The following is a 15,210-nucleotide window of genomic DNA, read 5'->3' on the forward strand; positions in this document are numbered from 1 at the left end:
CGCCGCACATGAAAAAGCCCCGCCGAAGCGGGGCTCTTCTTCTGATTGCGAAAGCTGCGCGCGGATCAGGCCACGGCCGCGGCGTTCGCTTCGGTCTTGTAGTCGTCGATCTTGTCGAAGTTCAGGTACTGGTAGATCTGGGCGCTCGACGCATCGAGCACGCCCGTCGCGGCCATGTACTCTTCCCGCGTGGGGATGCGGCCGAGGCGCGAGCAGATCGCGGCCAGTTCGGCCGAGCCCAGGTACACGTTGGTGTTCTTGCCCAGTCGGTTGGGGAAGTTGCGGGTGCTGGTCGACATCACCGTGGCGCCTTCGCGCACCTGTGCCTGGTTGCCCATGCACAGCGAGCAGCCCGGCATTTCGGTGCGCGCACCGGCATTGCCGAACACGCCGTAGTGGCCTTCTTCGGTGAGTTGCTGCGCGTCCATCTTGGTGGGCGGCGCAATCCACAGCTTGACCGGGATGTCGCGCTTGCCTTCGAGCAGCTTCGACGCTGCGCGGAAGTGGCCGATGTTGGTCATGCACGAACCGATGAACACTTCGTCGATGGCCGCACCGGCCACGTCGCTCAGCGTCTTCACGTCGTCAGGGTCGTTCGGGCAGGCCACGATGGGTTCGTGGATCTCGGCCAGGTCGATCTCGATGACGGCGGCGTAGTCGGCGTCGGCATCGCCCTTGAGCAGCTGCGGGTCCGCAAGCCAGGCTTCCTGCGCGGCGATCCGGCGGGCCAGCGTGCGGGCGTCGGCGTAGCCCTCGGCAATCATCCACTTCATCAGCGTGATGTTGCTGTTGATGTACTCGATGATCGGCTCCTTGTTCAGGTGCACCGTGCAGCCGGCGGCCGAGCGTTCGGCGGAGGCGTCGCTCAGTTCGAAGGCTTGCTCGACCTTCAGGTCGGGCAGGCCTTCGATTTCGAGGATGCGGCCCGAGAAGATGTTCTTCTTGCCCTTCTTCTCGACCGTGAGCAGGCCGCTCTTGATGGCGTACAGCGGAATGGCATTGACCAGGTCGCGCAGCGTGACGCCGGGCTGCATCTTGCCCTTGAAGCGCACGAGCACCGATTCGGGCATGTCCAGCGGCATCACGCCGGTGGCGGCCGCGAAGGCCACCAGGCCGGAGCCCGCGGGGAAGCTGATGCCGATGGGGAAACGGGTGTGGCTGTCGCCGCCGGTGCCGACGGTGTCGGGCGTGAGCAGGCGGTTGAGCCAGCTGTGGATCACGCCGTCGCCGGGGCGCAGCGAAACGCCGCCGCGGTTGGCCATGAACTCGGGGAGTTCGTGGTGCATCTTGACGTCGACCTTCTTCGGGTACGCCGCCGTGTGGCAGAACGACTGCATCACGAGGTCGGCCGAGAAACCCAGGCAGGCCAGGTCCTTCAGCTCGTCGCGCGTCATCGGGCCGGTGGTGTCCTGCGAGCCGACCGAGGTCATCTTGGGTTCGCAATACGTGCCCGGGCGAACGCCCTGACCTTCGGGCAGGCCGCAGGCGCGGCCGACCATCTTCTGCGCGAGCGAGAAGCCCTTCTTGGTGTCGACCGGGCTTTGCGGCAGGCGGAACAGCGTCGAAGCCGGCAGGCCCAGCGCTTCGCGCGCCTTGGCCGTGAGGCCGCGGCCGATGATCAGCGGAATGCGGCCGCCGGCGCGCACTTCGTCGAACAGCACGTCGCTCTTGACCTTGAACTCGGCGATGACCTTGCCGTCCTTGAAAGCCTTGCCGTCGTAGGGACGCAGTTCGACCACGTCGCCCATGTTCATCTGGCTCACGTCGAGCTCGATGGGCAGCGCGCCCGAGTCTTCCATGGTGTTGTAGAAGATGGGAGCGATCTTGCCGCCGAGGCAGACGCCGCCGAAGCGCTTGTTGGGCACGAAGGGAATGTCTTCGCCGGTGAACCAGAGCACCGAGTTGGTGGCGCTCTTGCGCGAAGAGCCGGTGCCGACCACGTCGCCGGCATAGGCCACGAGGTGGCCGCGCGCGCGCAGGTCTTCGATGAACTTCACCGGGCCGCGCTTGCCGTCTTCTTCGGGCACGATGCCGGGGCGGGCGTTCTTGTGCATCGCCAGGGCGTGCATCGGAATGTCGGGACGCGTGGTGGCGTCGGGTGCGGGAGAGAGGTCGTCGGTGTTGATTTCACCGGCCACCTTGAAGATGCTGACCGTGATGCTCTCGGGCACTTCGGGACGGCTGGTGAACCATTCGGCGTCGGCCCAGCTCTGCAGCACGCCCTTGGCGTTGGCGTTGCCCTTGTCGGCCTTTTCCTTGACGTCATGGAACTGGTCGAACATCAACAGGGTTTTCTTCAGGCCTTCGGCCGCCACGGCGCCGACTTCGGCGTCGTCGAGCAGGTCGATCATCGGGCTGATGTTGTAGCCGCCGAGCATGGTGCCGAGCAATTCGGTGGCACGGGCGCGCGAGATGAACGCGTTCTTCTCGGTACCGTGAGCCACGGCTGCCAAATAGCTCGCCTTGACCTTGGCCGCGTCATCGACGCCGGCGGGCACGCGATAGGTGAGCAGATCGAGCAGGAAAGCACCGTCCTTGGCATTCGCGCTCTTGAGGAGCTCGATGGCTTCGGCGGTTTGCTTCGCGCTCAATGGCAGCGGCGGAATACCGAGCGCGGCGCGTTCGGCAACATGGTCAACGTAGGCTTGCAACATCTTCTTTTCTCCGGAAACTGGGCTGGCGGGCGTGCGGTACGGCAAGCAAGAGCCGCGCCGCACCCCTTTGCGGGACTCTTACTTCTTGGCTGCGTCAGCGCCTTCGAACAGGCTCTTCGGCGGGTTCTTCTTCATTTCTTCGGCAAACGCGACCTGCTCGGCCGTCTGGCATTCGTCGGCAATGCGCAGACCGGCCTTCTGGTTCATCAGCATCGACTTGTTGCCCAGCTGCAGCCACATGGCGCCAGCGCGGGGGTCTTCGAGGCGGATGGCGCCGGTGCGGCTTTCGACCGGGTGCATGCGGTACTTGAGGCCCTTGGTCGTCACGTTGAAGAAGCCGGGCTTCTTCTCGTCGGCCGCCACGGTCACGTCGGCGCCGAGTTCGCACTGGGCCTTGCCGAGCGAAACGCGCTTGGCGACTTCGAGGTCGGCGTCGGTCAGCACGATATTGGTTTCATCGGCGATGGGCGTGACTTCCTCGACGGCCTTGGCGGCCTTGCGGGTGACCTGCTTCTTGGGCGGCGCCTTCTTGGCTTCGGCCTTGGCGGGCGTGGTCTGCGCCGAGGCGGCAAACGGGAGCGCCAGGGCCAGGGCTGCGATCAGAACAATTTTCTTCATGGGTGTTTCCTTGAGGCTGGATTCAGGAGTTTCAGGAGGCCGCGAGTGCAAACCAGGCTTTTGCCTCTGGAGGCAACACGCGCCCTGTTGCGTGGGCACGCGTCAGCACTTGCCAGAAATGGCGATAGCTCGCGCGGTCGTGCAATGTGCCATCGATTTGGGTCGGCGCCCAATTTGCGAGGGCCGCATTTGTAATGATTTTTGTGGCAATTTGAATCTGCGCCTCGTCCGGCGCAAAAGCCTCGAGGATGGGCCGGATCTGGTTCGGATGAATGCTCCACATGCGTGTGTAGCCGAATTCGGTGGCCGCCTTGCGGGCTGCCATGCGCATGGCGTCGGTGTCCTTGAACTCGGTAACCACGCAATGCGACGGCACCTTGCCGTACGCATGCGCCGCGGATGCGATGGCCAGCTTGGCGCGCACCACCAGCGGGTGCGTGAACTGGCCGACGGCCCCCATGCCATCGGCGGGAATGGCGCCCGCATGGGCGGAAACGAAATCCATCAGGCCGAAACTCAGCGATTGCACGCGCGGATGCGCCGCAATCTCGAACGCGTTGTGCACGGCCAGCGGCGATTCGATGAGCACGTGCAGCGGCAGCGCGTCGGCATCCGCGGCCTCGAGTGCCGCCACCGCCTGCACCACGTCGGCCACGGACTCGACCTTGGGCACCATCAGGTGGCTGAGCCTGTGGCCGGCGCCGCCCGCAATGGTGATCACGTCGCCCGCGAACGCCGGGTGATCGACCGGATGGACGCGCACGCCCACGCGCATGCCGGGCCTGGCCGCCAGCGCGAGTTCGGTCACGAGCGCGGCATGTTCCGCCTCGCCGCCCACGGGAGCGCCGTCTTCGCAATCGAGGGTGACGTCGAACACGCAGGCGCCGAATTCGTCGGCCATCTCGGCCTGCAGCGCCAGGCTCTTCTTCATGCGCGCTTCGACGCCGCTGTAATGGTCGCACACCGGCAGCGTCACGGCCCCGGCCTGCGCGCCGAGCAACACTTCGCCGGGATGAACGGACTTCGTCATGCTTTTCTCTGCGCCACGATGAACATGCGCGGAAAGGCCAGCAATCGCTTGCCGTCGGTACGGGCCGGATAGGCCTCGTCCACGCGGCGCTCGTACTCGGCCAGATAGCTGGCCCGCAGGTCGGCCGGCAGCCGGTCGACGAAAGGCTTCAGGCCCGTGCCGCGCACCCATTCGACGATGGCCGCGGCATCGGCCATGGGGTGCTGGTAGATGGTGTGCCACACATCGACCTTGGCCGCATCGGGCGCCAGCAGGTCGTAGTAGCCGCCGAGCGGAAGCAGCAGCGTGCGCAGCCGGTCGGCATCGCCGATGGGCTCGGCCCATGGGGCCTCGGCCGCCACGGCGCGCATCAGGCGGTGCGTGGGCTCTTCGCGGTTGTCGGGCATCTGGATGGCAAGCACGCCACCCGGGGCCAGCGCAGCGAACAGGCGCGGGATCAGCTTTTGGTGGTCCGGCACCCATTGCAGGGCCGCGTTGGCATAAATGAGGTCGGGCGCTTCTTGCGGCGCCCAGGTCGCGATGTCGCTCAACTCGAAGCGCGCCTGCGGCAGGCGCTCGCGCGCACTGGCCAGCATGGCTTCGGAGTTGTCGGTCCCGACGACGTGCGCCTTCGGGAACCGATGGACCAGCAGCTCGGTGGAATTGCCCGGCCCGCAGCCGAGGTCGGCCACGCGGACGGCCTCCGGCAACGGCACCCGCGCCAGGAGTTCCTGTGCGGGTCGGGTGCGCTCGTTCTCGTAGCGACGGTAGAGCGCGGGGTTCCAGTCGAGCATGCCGGCCAATCTGCTTAGATCAGGTGCGCAACGCCGGCTTGTTCGCCTTGCAGCTCTTCCAGGGTCTTGTTGATGCGTTCCTGGCTGAAGGCGTCGATCTCGAGACCTTCGACCAGCTTGTACTCGCCGTTCTCGCAGGTGACCGGGAAGCCGAACATCGTGTCCTTCGGAATGCCGTACTGGCCGTCCGACGGAATGCCCATGGTGACCCACTTGCCGTTGGTGCCCAGGGCCCAGTCGCGCATGTGGTCGATGGCGGCGTTGGCGGCCGAGGCAGCCGACGACAGGCCGCGTGCTTCGATGATGGCCGCGCCGCGCTTGCCGACGGTCGGCAGGAAGGTGTTGGCGTTCCATTCCTGGTCGTTGATCATCTTGGCGACGCTGTCACCGTTGATGGTGGCAAAGCGGTAGTCGGCGTACATCGTGGGCGAGTGGTTGCCCCACACGACGAGCTTCTCGATGTCGGCCACGGGCTTGCCGGTCTTGGCAGCGATCTGGCTGGCGGCGCGGTTGTGGTCCAGGCGCAGCATGGCGGTGAAGTTCTTGCGCGGCAGGTCAGGGGCGCTCTTCATCGCGATGTAGGCGTTGGTGTTGGCCGGGTTGCCGACCACCAGCACCTTGACGTTGCGGCTGGCAACGGCGTTCAGCGCCTTGCCCTGCGCGGTGAAGATCGCGCCGTTGACCGCCAGCAGCTCGGCACGCTCCATGCCCGGACCGCGCGGACGCGAACCGACCAGGAGGGCGTAGTCGGCGTCCTTGAAGGCGGTCATCGGGTCGCCGTGGGCTTCCATGCCGGCCAGCAGCGGGAAGGCGCAATCGTCGAGCTCCATCATCACGCCCTTGAGGGCCTTCTGGGCCTTCTCGTCGGGGATTTCGAGCAGCTGAAGGATGACCGGCTGGTCTTTGCCGAGCATTTCGCCGGACGCGATACGGAACAACAGGGCGTAACCGATTTGACCGGCGGCACCGGTGACGGCAACGCGGACGGGCTTTTTGCTCATGGGAAGACTCCAGAAGGTAGTGAAACGGTATCGGCGGGCGCGCGGGGCGCCGATGGTCCTGCAGGGCGGGAATCCTTCCCGCGGCGCAGGCCGGCCCGCATTTTAAGCCGATTCGATGAGCGTCGTCTTATGTCTTATATAAGATATGCTCGGAGGGTCCGCCACGGCGCACCCCACCGCTGCCATGAATGCCCCCTCCGTCCTCGAAGAATCTGCGACGCCCTCCTTCAGTCCGCTCTACCAGCAGATCAAGACACTGATCCTGCAGAGCCTGCAGGCCGGCGAGTGGAAGCCGGGCGAGCCCATTCCGAGCGAGATGGACCTGGCGGTGCGCTATCGCGTGAGCCAGGGCACGGTGCGCAAGGCCATCGACGAACTCGCGGCCGAAAACCTCGTGGTACGCCGCCAGGGCAAGGGCACCTTCGTCGCCACGCATGCCGAGCAGCACGTGCAATACCGCTTCCTCAAGCTCGTGCCCGATGTCGGCACCCCGAGCACCGAGGGCCCTGCCGAACGCACCATCGTCGATTGCCGCCGCCAGCGCGCCTCGGCCGACGTGGCGCGCGCGCTGGGCCTGCGCACCGGCGATGCGGTGCTGCAGGTGCGGCGCGTGCTCGCCTATGGCGGCGTGCCCACCATCCTCGAGGATCTCTGGCTGCCCGGCGCGCCCTTCAAGGGCCTGACCGCCGAGCGGCTGAGGGCTTGGCCGGGCCCGATGTACGCGATGTTCGAAACCGAATTCGGCGTGCGCATGGTGCGCGCGGAAGAAAAGATCCGCGCCGTGCTGCCCGATGCGGAGCAGGCGGCACTGCTCGACGTGTCGTTGCAGATGCCCTTGCTCAGCGTGGAGCGCCTGGCGCATACGTACCACGACATGCCGATGGAATTGCGCCGCGGCCTCTATCGCACCGATACGCACCACTACCGCAACCAGCTCGGCTGAGATCGCATCCAGATGGCCTCACGACCGACCCGCATCGAAGCGCCCGCGAGCCGTGCGCAGCACGCTACGAACTCAATAGCATCCGACTGCAGCGCTGCCCCGACACGGGCTCCTCCGCCGGGCAATGGTGCATTGCAATAGAATTTTGCGTTGTTTGCATTCCGCAGAAGAAACAAAAGCGTTCGCTCTCAGAACATCAGAACAAGCCACCAAGCCACGAAAGCCTTCCCCCAATGTCAGAGCTTGCAACCCCTCCCCGGCCACCGCGCCGCGAATTCCGAAACATCAACGCCTTCACCGATCTCACGACCTACCGGTTGCCGCCGGCCGGCATCGTGTCGATCCTGCATCGCGTCGCCGGCGTGATCATGTTCCTGCTGCTGCCGTTCATCATCTGGATGTTCGACACCTCGCTCTCGTCCGATTATTCGTTCGCCAGGTTCAAGGCCGCCTTCAGCAGCGGCCTTGGTTTCGTTCCGGGGTGGTTCCTGAAGCTGGTGGTCCTCGCGCTGATCTGGGCCTACCTGCACCATTTCATCGCCGGCCTGCGCCACATCTGGATGGACGTGAGCCACGCCGCCGTCACCAAGGAGTTCGGACACAGCTCCGCCCTGGTCACGCTGGTCCTGAGCGTTTTGCTCACCGTGGTGCTCGGCGCCAAGCTGTTCGGCCTGTACTGAGAAGGAGCCACCCATGTCTGTGAATTACGGCTCCAAGCGCATCGTCGTCGGTGCACATTACGGTTTGCGCGACTGGCTCAGCCAGCGCATCACGGGCGGCCTGATGGCGCTCTTCACGATCATCCTGCTCGCGCAGCTGATCTTCACGCGTGGCCCCATCGGCTACGACCTCTGGGCCGGCATCTTCGCCGCGCAGTGGATGAAGGTACTGACCTTCTCCGTGATCGCTTCCCTGCTTTATCACGTGTGGGTTGGCATGCGCGACGTGTGGATGGACTATGTCCAGCCCGTCGGCATTCGCCTCGCCCTGCAAATTTTCACCATCGTCTGGCTTGTCGGTTGTGCGGGTTGGGCCATTCAAGTGCTTTGGAAGATCTGACCCCACCATGACCTACACAAAAGAACAAATCACCAAGCGCAAGTTCGACGTCGTGATCGTCGGCGCCGGCGGCTCCGGCATGCGCGCCTCGCTGCAACTGGCCCGCGCGGGCCTGAACGTGGCGGTGCTCTCCAAGGTGTTCCCGACCCGTTCGCACACGGTGGCTGCCCAGGGCGGCGTGGGCGCATCGCTCGGCAACATGAGCGAGGACAACTGGCACTACCACTTCTACGACACGATCAAGGGTTCCGACTGGCTCGGCGACCAGGACGCGATCGAGTTCATGTGCCGCGAAGCCCCGAAGGTCGTGTACGAGCTCGAACACTTCGGCATGCCCTTCGACCGCAACCCCGACGGCACGATCTACCAGCGTCCGTTCGGCGGCCACACGGCCAACTACGGCGAAAAGCCCGTGCAGCGCGCCTGCGCCGCGGCCGACCGCACCGGCCACGCCATGCTGCACACGCTCTACCAGAAGAACGTGGAAGCCCGCACCCAGTTCTTCGTCGAGTGGATGGCCCTCGACCTGATCCGCGACGCCGAAGGCGACGTGGTCGGCGTCACGGCGCTCGAAATGGAAACCGGCGACCTGCACATCCTGCAGGCCAAGACCGTGCTGCTGGCCACCGGCGGCGCAGGCCGGATCTTCCAGGCCTCGACCAACGCCTTCATCAACACCGGCGACGGCCTGGGCATGGCCGCGCGTTCGGGCATTCCGCTGCAGGACATGGAGTTCTGGCAGTTCCACCCGACCGGCGTGGCCGGAGCCGGCGTGCTGCTGACCGAAGGCTGCCGCGGCGAAGGCGCCATCCTGCTCAACAGCAACGGCGAACGCTTCATGGAGCGCTATGCGCCCACGCTGAAGGACCTGGCACCGCGCGACTTCGTCTCGCGCTCGATGGACCAGGAAATCAAGGAAGGCCGCGGCTGCGGTCCCAACAAGGACTACGTGCTGCTCAAGCTCGACCACCTCGGTGCCGAGACCATCCACAAGCGCCTGCCCTCGGTGTACGAAATCGGCGTCAACTTCGCCAACGTCGACATCACCAAGGAGCCGATCCCTGTCGTGCCGACCATCCACTACCAGATGGGCGGCATCCCCACCAACATCAACGGCCAGGTCGTGGTCCAGCAGGGCGAACAGAACAGCGCCGTGGTGAACGGCCTCTATGCGGTGGGCGAATGCTCCTGCGTGAGCGTGCACGGCGCCAACCGCCTGGGCACCAATTCGCTGCTCGACCTGCTGGTGTTCGGCCGCGCGGCCGGCAACCACATCGTCGAGTTCAACGACAAGCTGAAAGAGCACAAGCCGCTGCCGGCCGATGCCGCCGACCGCACGCTGGAGCGCCTGAACCGGCTCGAGGCAGCCACCGGCGGCGAGTACGCGCAGGACGTGGCGGGCGAAATCCGCGCCGTCATGCAGCAGCACGCCGCCGTGTTCCGCAAGCAAGCCTCGATGGACGAAGGCGTGGTCAAGATCGCCGCCGTGCGCGAGCGTGTCAACGCCATCGGCCTGAAGGACAAGTCCAAGGTGTTCAACACCGCGCGCATCGAAGCGCTCGAAGTCGACAACCTGATCGAAGTGGCGCAAGCCACGATGGTCTCGGCAGCCGCCCGCAAGGAATGCCGCGGCGCGCACACGGTCGAAGACTACGAACGCCCGGCCGACGACCCGGTCGCACCGCTCGGCCGCGACGACGCCAACTGGATGAAGCACACGCTCTGGTACAGCCAGGACAACCGCCTCTCCTACAAGCCCGTCAACCTCAAGCCGCTGACGGTCGACTCCGTTCCTCCCAAGGTCCGTACGTTCTAAACAAGAACAACATCACAAGGTTTCACGATGAAGCGCACATTCCAGATCTACCGCTACGACCCGGACAAGGACGCCAAGCCCTACATGCAGACGGTCGAGATCGAGCTCGACGGCCATGAGCGCATGCTGCTCGACGCCCTGATGAAGCTCAAGGCGCAAGATCCCACGCTGTCGTTCCGCCGCTCGTGCCGCGAAGGCGTCTGCGGTTCCGACGCGATGAACATCAACGGCAAGAACGGCCTCGCCTGCCTGACCAACATGCTCACGCTCAAGGGCACGATCGTGTTGAAGCCGCTGCCGGGCCTGCCGGTGATCCGCGACCTGATCGTGGACATGACGCAGTTCTTCAAGCAGTACAACTCGATCAAGCCGTACCTGCAGAACGACAACGTGCCGCCCGAGAAGGAGCGCCTGCAGTCGCCCGAAGAGCGCGACGAGCTCAACGGCCTGTACGAGTGCATCCTGTGCGCAAGCTGCTCCACCAGCTGCCCGAGCTTCTGGTGGAACCCCGACAAGTTCGTGGGCCCAGCCGGTCTGCTGCAGGCCTACCGCTTCATCGCCGACAGCCGCGACGAAGCCACCGCCGAGCGCCTGGACAACCTCGAAGACCCGTACCGCCTGTTCCGCTGCCACACGATCATGAACTGCGTCGACGTGTGCCCCAAGAACCTGAATCCGACCAAGGCGATCGGCAAGATCAAGGAATTGATGGTGCGCCGCGCCATCTGAACTTTTGCTAGAGAAACCATGCAAACCGCCGCCGAACTCGCACAGCCGATCAGCGAACGAGCGCTGAGCAAGCTGAAATGGCGCTGCCGGCGCGGCCTGCTAGAGAACGACCTGTTCATCGCCCGCTTCTTCGAGCGGCACGAATCCCACATGACCAACGGTCAGGCGGGAGCGATGGAGACACTGATGGACCTGTCGGACAACGACCTCCTCGATCTTCTGCTGCGAAGAAAGGAGCCCGAGCCCGCATGGGCCGGGGCCGAGGTGGTCGAACTGCTGCAGTTGATGCGCACCGACGGCGCACAGCGTCCCGCAACCTCCGTTTCCTCTTCGCCCTCCTGAATACTCCTCTGAAAGAAACCCGAAATGAAAGCTTCCGATATCAAGGCCACGCTGTCGTTCAGCAACGGTGGTGACAGCGTCGAACTGCCGATCTACAAGGGCACGGTCGGCCCCGACGTGATCGACATCCGCAAGCTGTACGCGCAGACCGGCATGTTCACCTACGACCCGGGTTTCATGTCGACCGCTGCGTGCCAGTCGGCCATCACGTACATCGACGGCGACAAGGGCGAACTGCTGTATCGCGGCTATCCCATCGAGCAGCTCGCCACCAACTGCGACTTCCTCGAAACCTGCCACCTGCTGCTGTACGGCGAGCTGCCGGACCAGGCCAAGAAGACCAACTTCACCAAGCTCGTGACCAACCACACGATGGTCAACGAGCAGATGCAGTTCTTCCTGCGCGGCTTCCGCCGCGACGCGCATCCGATGGCCATCATGACCGGCCTCGTGGGTGCCCTGTCGGCCTTCTATCACGACAGCACGGACATCAACAATCCCGAGCACCGCGAGATCGCCGCGATCCGCCTGATCGCGAAGATGCCCACGCTCGTGGCCATGGCCTACAAGTACACGATCGGCCAGCCGTACATGTACCCGAAGAACGACCTGAGCTATGCAGGCAACTTCCTGCACATGATGTTTGCCACGCCGTGCGAGGAGTACAAGGTGAACCCGGTGCTCGAGCGCGCGCTCGACCGCATCTTCATCCTGCACGCCGACCACGAGCAGAACGCATCGACCTCGACCGTGCGCCTGTGCGGCTCGTCGGGCACCAACCCCTTCGCGGCCATTGCGGCCGGCGTGGCCTGCCTCTGGGGCCCGGCCCACGGCGGCGCCAACGAAGCGGCGCTCAACATGCTCTACGACATCCAGAAGGAAGGCGGCGTGGAGAAGATCGGCGAGTTCATCAAGAAGGTCAAGGACAAGAACTCGAACGTCAAGCTCATGGGCTTCGGCCACCGCGTGTACAAGAACTACGACCCGCGCGCCAAGCTGATGCAGGAAACCTGCAACGAAGTGCTGACCGAGCTGGGCCTGGAACAGGATCCGCTCTTCAAGCTGGCCAAGGAACTGGAAAAGATCGCCCTGGAAGACGAGTACTTCGTGTCGCGCAAGCTCTACCCGAACGTCGACTTCTATTCGGGCATCGTGCAGCGCGCCATCGGCATCCCGGTGCCGCTGTTCACCGCGATCTTCGCGCTGGCCCGCACGGTCGGCTGGATTGCCCAGCTGAACGAGATGATCGGCGACCCCGAGTACAAGATCGGCCGCCCGCGCCAGCTGTTCGAAGGCTCGCCCAAGCGCGACGTGAAGCCCATCGGCCAACGCTGAAGGCGCCCCGCCGCTCAACCTGGAAAGCTGCCCTCGGGCAGCTTTTTTGCGTCTTGGCTGACAGGGCCCGCGGCGCGGCATCGGTACGTTGTGCATTGGAGGCCCGGCTTCGGGTCGCCTTTTTCAACGCCTTCAGGAGACCCGTCATGAAGCAAATTGCCGCGCTGATCGCCGTCGCTTTCGCACTCGCCGTCCCGCTGGGTGGCTGCAACACCTTCAGGGGTGCCGGCCAGGACATCCAGAAGGGTGGCGAAAAGGTCGAGGACGCCGCCAAGAAGCGCCAGTAGGCACCGGGCCTTCGGCGCACACCAACGCACGCCCCGCCCCTCGCTGCCAAGCGAGGCGCGGGGCGTGTTGTCGTGCGGGGCGGCCGGGACTCGTCGCCCCAGGGCAACGAACCCATCGCACATGACGATGGCAGATGCATCAAAACCCAGGGAAAATGCAGAACTCATCGCCAGACGCGATGTCCAAAGCCCCATGAGCACTTCCGAACGCAATTTCGCCCGGCGCATCGACCTCACGTCGCTGCAGCTGTTCGTGGCCGTTTGCGAGCTCGGCAGTATCGGTCGGGCGGCGGAACGCGAATTCATCGCGGCCTCGGCCGTCAGCAAGCGGCTGTCGGACCTGGAAGCGACCCTGGGCACCACCCTCCTCTACCGCCATGCACGCGGAGTCGATCTGTCGCCCGCAGGCGAAAGCCTGCTGCACCATGCGCGCTCGGTGCTCTACAGCCTCGAGAAGATGCAGGGCGAACTCAGCGAATACGCCGAGGGCGTGCGCGGCCATGTGCGGGTGCATGCCAACATCTCGGCCATCGTGCAGTTTCTCCCCGAGGATCTCGGTGCCTTCACGCGCGAGCACGACGCGATCAAGATCGACCTGGAAGAGCACCTCAGCAACGAGGTGGTGCGCGCGGTGCAGGAAGGCGCCGCCGACCTCGGCATCTGCCACGTTCCGGGCGGCACCAACGAGTTGCAGACGCTGCCCTACCGCCACGACCGGCTGACGCTGATCGTGCCCGCCGGGCACCCGCTGACCGCAAAGGGGCCGCTCGATTTCGCCGCCTCGCTGGATTTCGACCATGTCGGGCTGCACACCAACAGCTCGATCTACGTGGCCATGCACCAGGCCGCCCTGGAAGCGGGCCGCAGCGTCAAGCTGCGCATCCACGTGACCGGGCTCGACGCCATGTGCCGCATGATCGACAACGGGCTGGGCATCGGCGTGATGCCGCAGCGCGCCTTTGAACTGCTGCAGGCGGGCATCGGCAGCCGCCTTCGCAGCGTGGCGCTGAACGACGCCTGGGCCGCACGCGAGATCCGCCTGGTGGCGCGCGACTTCTCGACCCTGCCGGTGGCCGCGCGCACGCTGGTCAACCATCTGCACACGGCAACGGCCGCTCGCGATGCCGCCGAGCCGCTCGCCGCATAGCGCCCGGAAAACAAGACAATTCACCTCCCCACGAAAGCAAGAGACCGACATGGCACGCACGCTCTACGACAAGATCTGGGACGAACACGTCGTCCACACCGAGGAAGACGGCACCGCGATCCTCTACATCGACCGCCACCTGGTGCACGAAGTCACCAGCCCGCAGGCCTTCGAAGGCCTGCGCGTGGCCGGCCGCAAGCTGTGGCGCATCAGCTCGGTGGTGGCCACGGCCGACCACAACACGCCCACCACCGGCTGGGAACGCGGCTATGAAGGCATTGCCGACCCCACCAGCAAGGAGCAGGTCACCACGCTGGACAAGAACATCGCGGAATTCGGCGCCGCCGCATTCTTTCCGTTCCTGAGCAAGCGCCAGGGCATCGTGCACGTGATCGGGCCCGAGTCGGGCGCCACGCTGCCCGGCATGACGGTGGTCTGCGGCGACTCGCACACCTCCACGCACGGCGCTTTCGGCGCGCTGGCGCACGGCATCGGCACCAGCGAGGTCGAGCACGTGATGGCCACGCAAACGCTGCTCGGCAAGAAGGCGAAGAACATGCTCGTGAAGGTCGAGGGCAAGCTGCCGCTGGGCTGCACGGCCAAGGACATCGTGCTGGCGATCATCGGCAAGATCGGCACCGCCGGCGGCACGGGCTACACCATCGAATTCGCGGGCTCGGCCATTCGCGATCTCAGCATGGAAGGCCGCATGACGGTCTGCAACATGGCCATCGAGGCCGGCGCACGCGCCGGCCTCGTGGCAGTGGACGAAAAAACCATCAGCTACGTCAAGGGCCGCCCGCTCGCGCCCACTGGTGTGGAATGGGACCAGGCCGTGAGCTACTGGCGCACGCTTCAGTCGGACCCCGGCGCAAAGTTCGACGCCGTGGTCGAACTCGACGCGACGCAGATCCAGCCGCAGGTGACCTGGGGCACCTCGCCTGAAATGGTGGTCGACATCAACGGCCGCGTGCCCGATCCCGAGAAGGAAAAGGACGCCAACAAGCGCGGCGCCATCGAGCGCGCGCTGGTCTACATGGGCCTCGAACCCAACAAGGCGATGAACGACATCTTCGTCGACAAGGTGTTCATCGGTTCGTGCACCAACAGCCGCATCGAGGACATGCGCGAAGCCGCCGCCGTGGTGAAGAAGCTCGGCCAGAAGGTGGCAAAGAACGTGAAGCTCGCACTGGTGGTGCCGGGCTCGGGCGTGGTGAAGGAACAGGCCGAGCGCGAAGGCCTCGACGTGATCTTCAAGGCCGCGGGCTTCGAATGGCGCGAGCCCGGCTGCTCGATGTGCCTGGCGATGAATGCCGACCGCCTGGAACCCGGCGAGCGCTGCGCATCGACCAGCAACCGCAACTTCGAAGGCCGCCAAGGCGCCGGTGGCCGCACCCACCTCGTGAGCCCGGCCATGGCCGCGGCCGCCGCCGTGCACGGCCACTTCGTCGACGTGCGCACCTTCGCCTGATCTGG

At 65.2% G+C, this 15,210-nt stretch carries 15 protein-coding genes; 10 read left to right on the forward strand and 5 right to left on the reverse strand.

Annotated elements, in window-relative coordinates; all coding sequences use genetic code 11:
• Positions 1–65: 65 nt before the first annotated feature.
• The 5 genes from ACAM55_RS17800 to ACAM55_RS17820 all read right to left on the reverse strand — a co-directional run bounded on the left by ACAM55_RS17800 (position 66) and on the right by ACAM55_RS17820 (position 6,076).
• Positions 66–2,654: a bifunctional aconitate hydratase 2/2-methylisocitrate dehydratase gene (locus ACAM55_RS17800; protein WP_369652814.1), complete on the reverse strand. Its 2,589-nt coding sequence runs from the start codon at positions 2,652–2,654 to the stop codon at positions 66–68.
• A gap of 78 nt (positions 2,655–2,732) precedes the next feature.
• The gene (locus ACAM55_RS17805; protein ID WP_369652815.1) at positions 2,733–3,272 is read right to left on the reverse strand and encodes a hypothetical protein; all 540 of its coding nucleotides are present in this window, start codon (positions 3,270–3,272) and stop codon (positions 2,733–2,735) included.
• 31 nt (positions 3,273–3,303) lie between these two features.
• Positions 3,304–4,302, reverse strand: coding sequence for a CoA ester lyase (locus tag ACAM55_RS17810; protein WP_369652816.1), 999 nt, complete (start codon positions 4,300–4,302; stop codon positions 3,304–3,306).
• Positions 4,299–5,075 carry a trans-aconitate 2-methyltransferase gene (gene tam, locus ACAM55_RS17815; protein ID WP_369652817.1) on the reverse strand — a complete coding sequence of 259 codons (777 nt, stop codon included), beginning with the start codon at positions 5,073–5,075 and terminating at the stop codon, positions 4,299–4,301. Before tam ends, ACAM55_RS17810 begins: the two co-directional genes overlap by 4 nt.
• A gap of 14 nt (positions 5,076–5,089) precedes the next feature.
• Positions 5,090–6,076 carry a malate dehydrogenase gene (locus tag ACAM55_RS17820; protein ID WP_369652818.1) on the reverse strand — a complete coding sequence of 329 codons (987 nt, stop codon included), beginning with the start codon at positions 6,074–6,076 and terminating at the stop codon, positions 5,090–5,092.
• A gap of 184 nt (positions 6,077–6,260) precedes the next feature.
• Here ACAM55_RS17820 and ACAM55_RS17825 point away from each other — a divergent pair, with 184 nt between their 5' ends.
• From ACAM55_RS17825 to leuC, 10 genes are all read left to right on the forward strand, one after another.
• Positions 6,261–7,019, forward strand: a complete 759-nt coding sequence (locus ACAM55_RS17825) for a GntR family transcriptional regulator (RefSeq protein WP_369652819.1) — start codon at positions 6,261–6,263, stop codon at positions 7,017–7,019.
• 233 nt (positions 7,020–7,252) lie between these two features.
• Entirely contained in the window at positions 7,253–7,699 is a 447-nt protein-coding gene (gene sdhC / locus ACAM55_RS17830) for a succinate dehydrogenase, cytochrome b556 subunit (RefSeq protein ID WP_369652820.1), read from the forward strand.
• A gap of 13 nt (positions 7,700–7,712) precedes the next feature.
• Positions 7,713–8,078 carry a succinate dehydrogenase, hydrophobic membrane anchor protein gene (sdhD, locus tag ACAM55_RS17835; RefSeq protein WP_369652821.1) on the forward strand — a complete coding sequence of 122 codons (366 nt, stop codon included), beginning with the start codon at positions 7,713–7,715 and terminating at the stop codon, positions 8,076–8,078.
• Between the two features lie 7 nt (positions 8,079–8,085).
• Positions 8,086–9,894, forward strand: coding sequence for a succinate dehydrogenase flavoprotein subunit (sdhA, locus tag ACAM55_RS17840; RefSeq protein WP_012746573.1), 1,809 nt, complete (start codon positions 8,086–8,088; stop codon positions 9,892–9,894).
• A 27-nt stretch (positions 9,895–9,921) separates the two neighbouring features.
• Positions 9,922–10,623 carry a succinate dehydrogenase iron-sulfur subunit gene (locus tag ACAM55_RS17845; protein ID WP_012746572.1) on the forward strand — a complete coding sequence of 234 codons (702 nt, stop codon included), beginning with the start codon at positions 9,922–9,924 and terminating at the stop codon, positions 10,621–10,623.
• 18 nt (positions 10,624–10,641) lie between these two features.
• Positions 10,642–10,965 carry a succinate dehydrogenase assembly factor 2 gene (locus ACAM55_RS17850; protein ID WP_055804281.1) on the forward strand — a complete coding sequence of 108 codons (324 nt, stop codon included), beginning with the start codon at positions 10,642–10,644 and terminating at the stop codon, positions 10,963–10,965.
• 24 nt (positions 10,966–10,989) lie between these two features.
• Positions 10,990–12,300, forward strand: coding sequence for a citrate synthase (gene gltA / locus ACAM55_RS17855; protein WP_369652822.1), 1,311 nt, complete (start codon positions 10,990–10,992; stop codon positions 12,298–12,300).
• Positions 12,301–12,446: 146 nt separating this feature from the next.
• Positions 12,447–12,587 (forward strand): entericidin A/B family lipoprotein, encoded by a 141-nt coding sequence (locus tag ACAM55_RS17860; RefSeq protein WP_055804275.1) that lies wholly within the window; start codon positions 12,447–12,449, stop codon positions 12,585–12,587.
• A gap of 193 nt (positions 12,588–12,780) precedes the next feature.
• Positions 12,781–13,734: a LysR substrate-binding domain-containing protein gene (locus ACAM55_RS17865; RefSeq protein ID WP_369652823.1), complete on the forward strand. Its 954-nt coding sequence runs from the start codon at positions 12,781–12,783 to the stop codon at positions 13,732–13,734.
• A gap of 49 nt (positions 13,735–13,783) precedes the next feature.
• The gene (gene leuC, locus ACAM55_RS17870; protein WP_369652824.1) at positions 13,784–15,205 is read left to right on the forward strand and encodes a 3-isopropylmalate dehydratase large subunit; all 1,422 of its coding nucleotides are present in this window, start codon (positions 13,784–13,786) and stop codon (positions 15,203–15,205) included.
• Positions 15,206–15,210: the final 5 nt, after the last annotated feature.

The sequence above is a fragment of the Variovorax sp. V213 genome (genome assembly GCF_041154455.1).
GTDB lineage: Bacteria > Pseudomonadota > Gammaproteobacteria > Burkholderiales > Burkholderiaceae_C > Variovorax.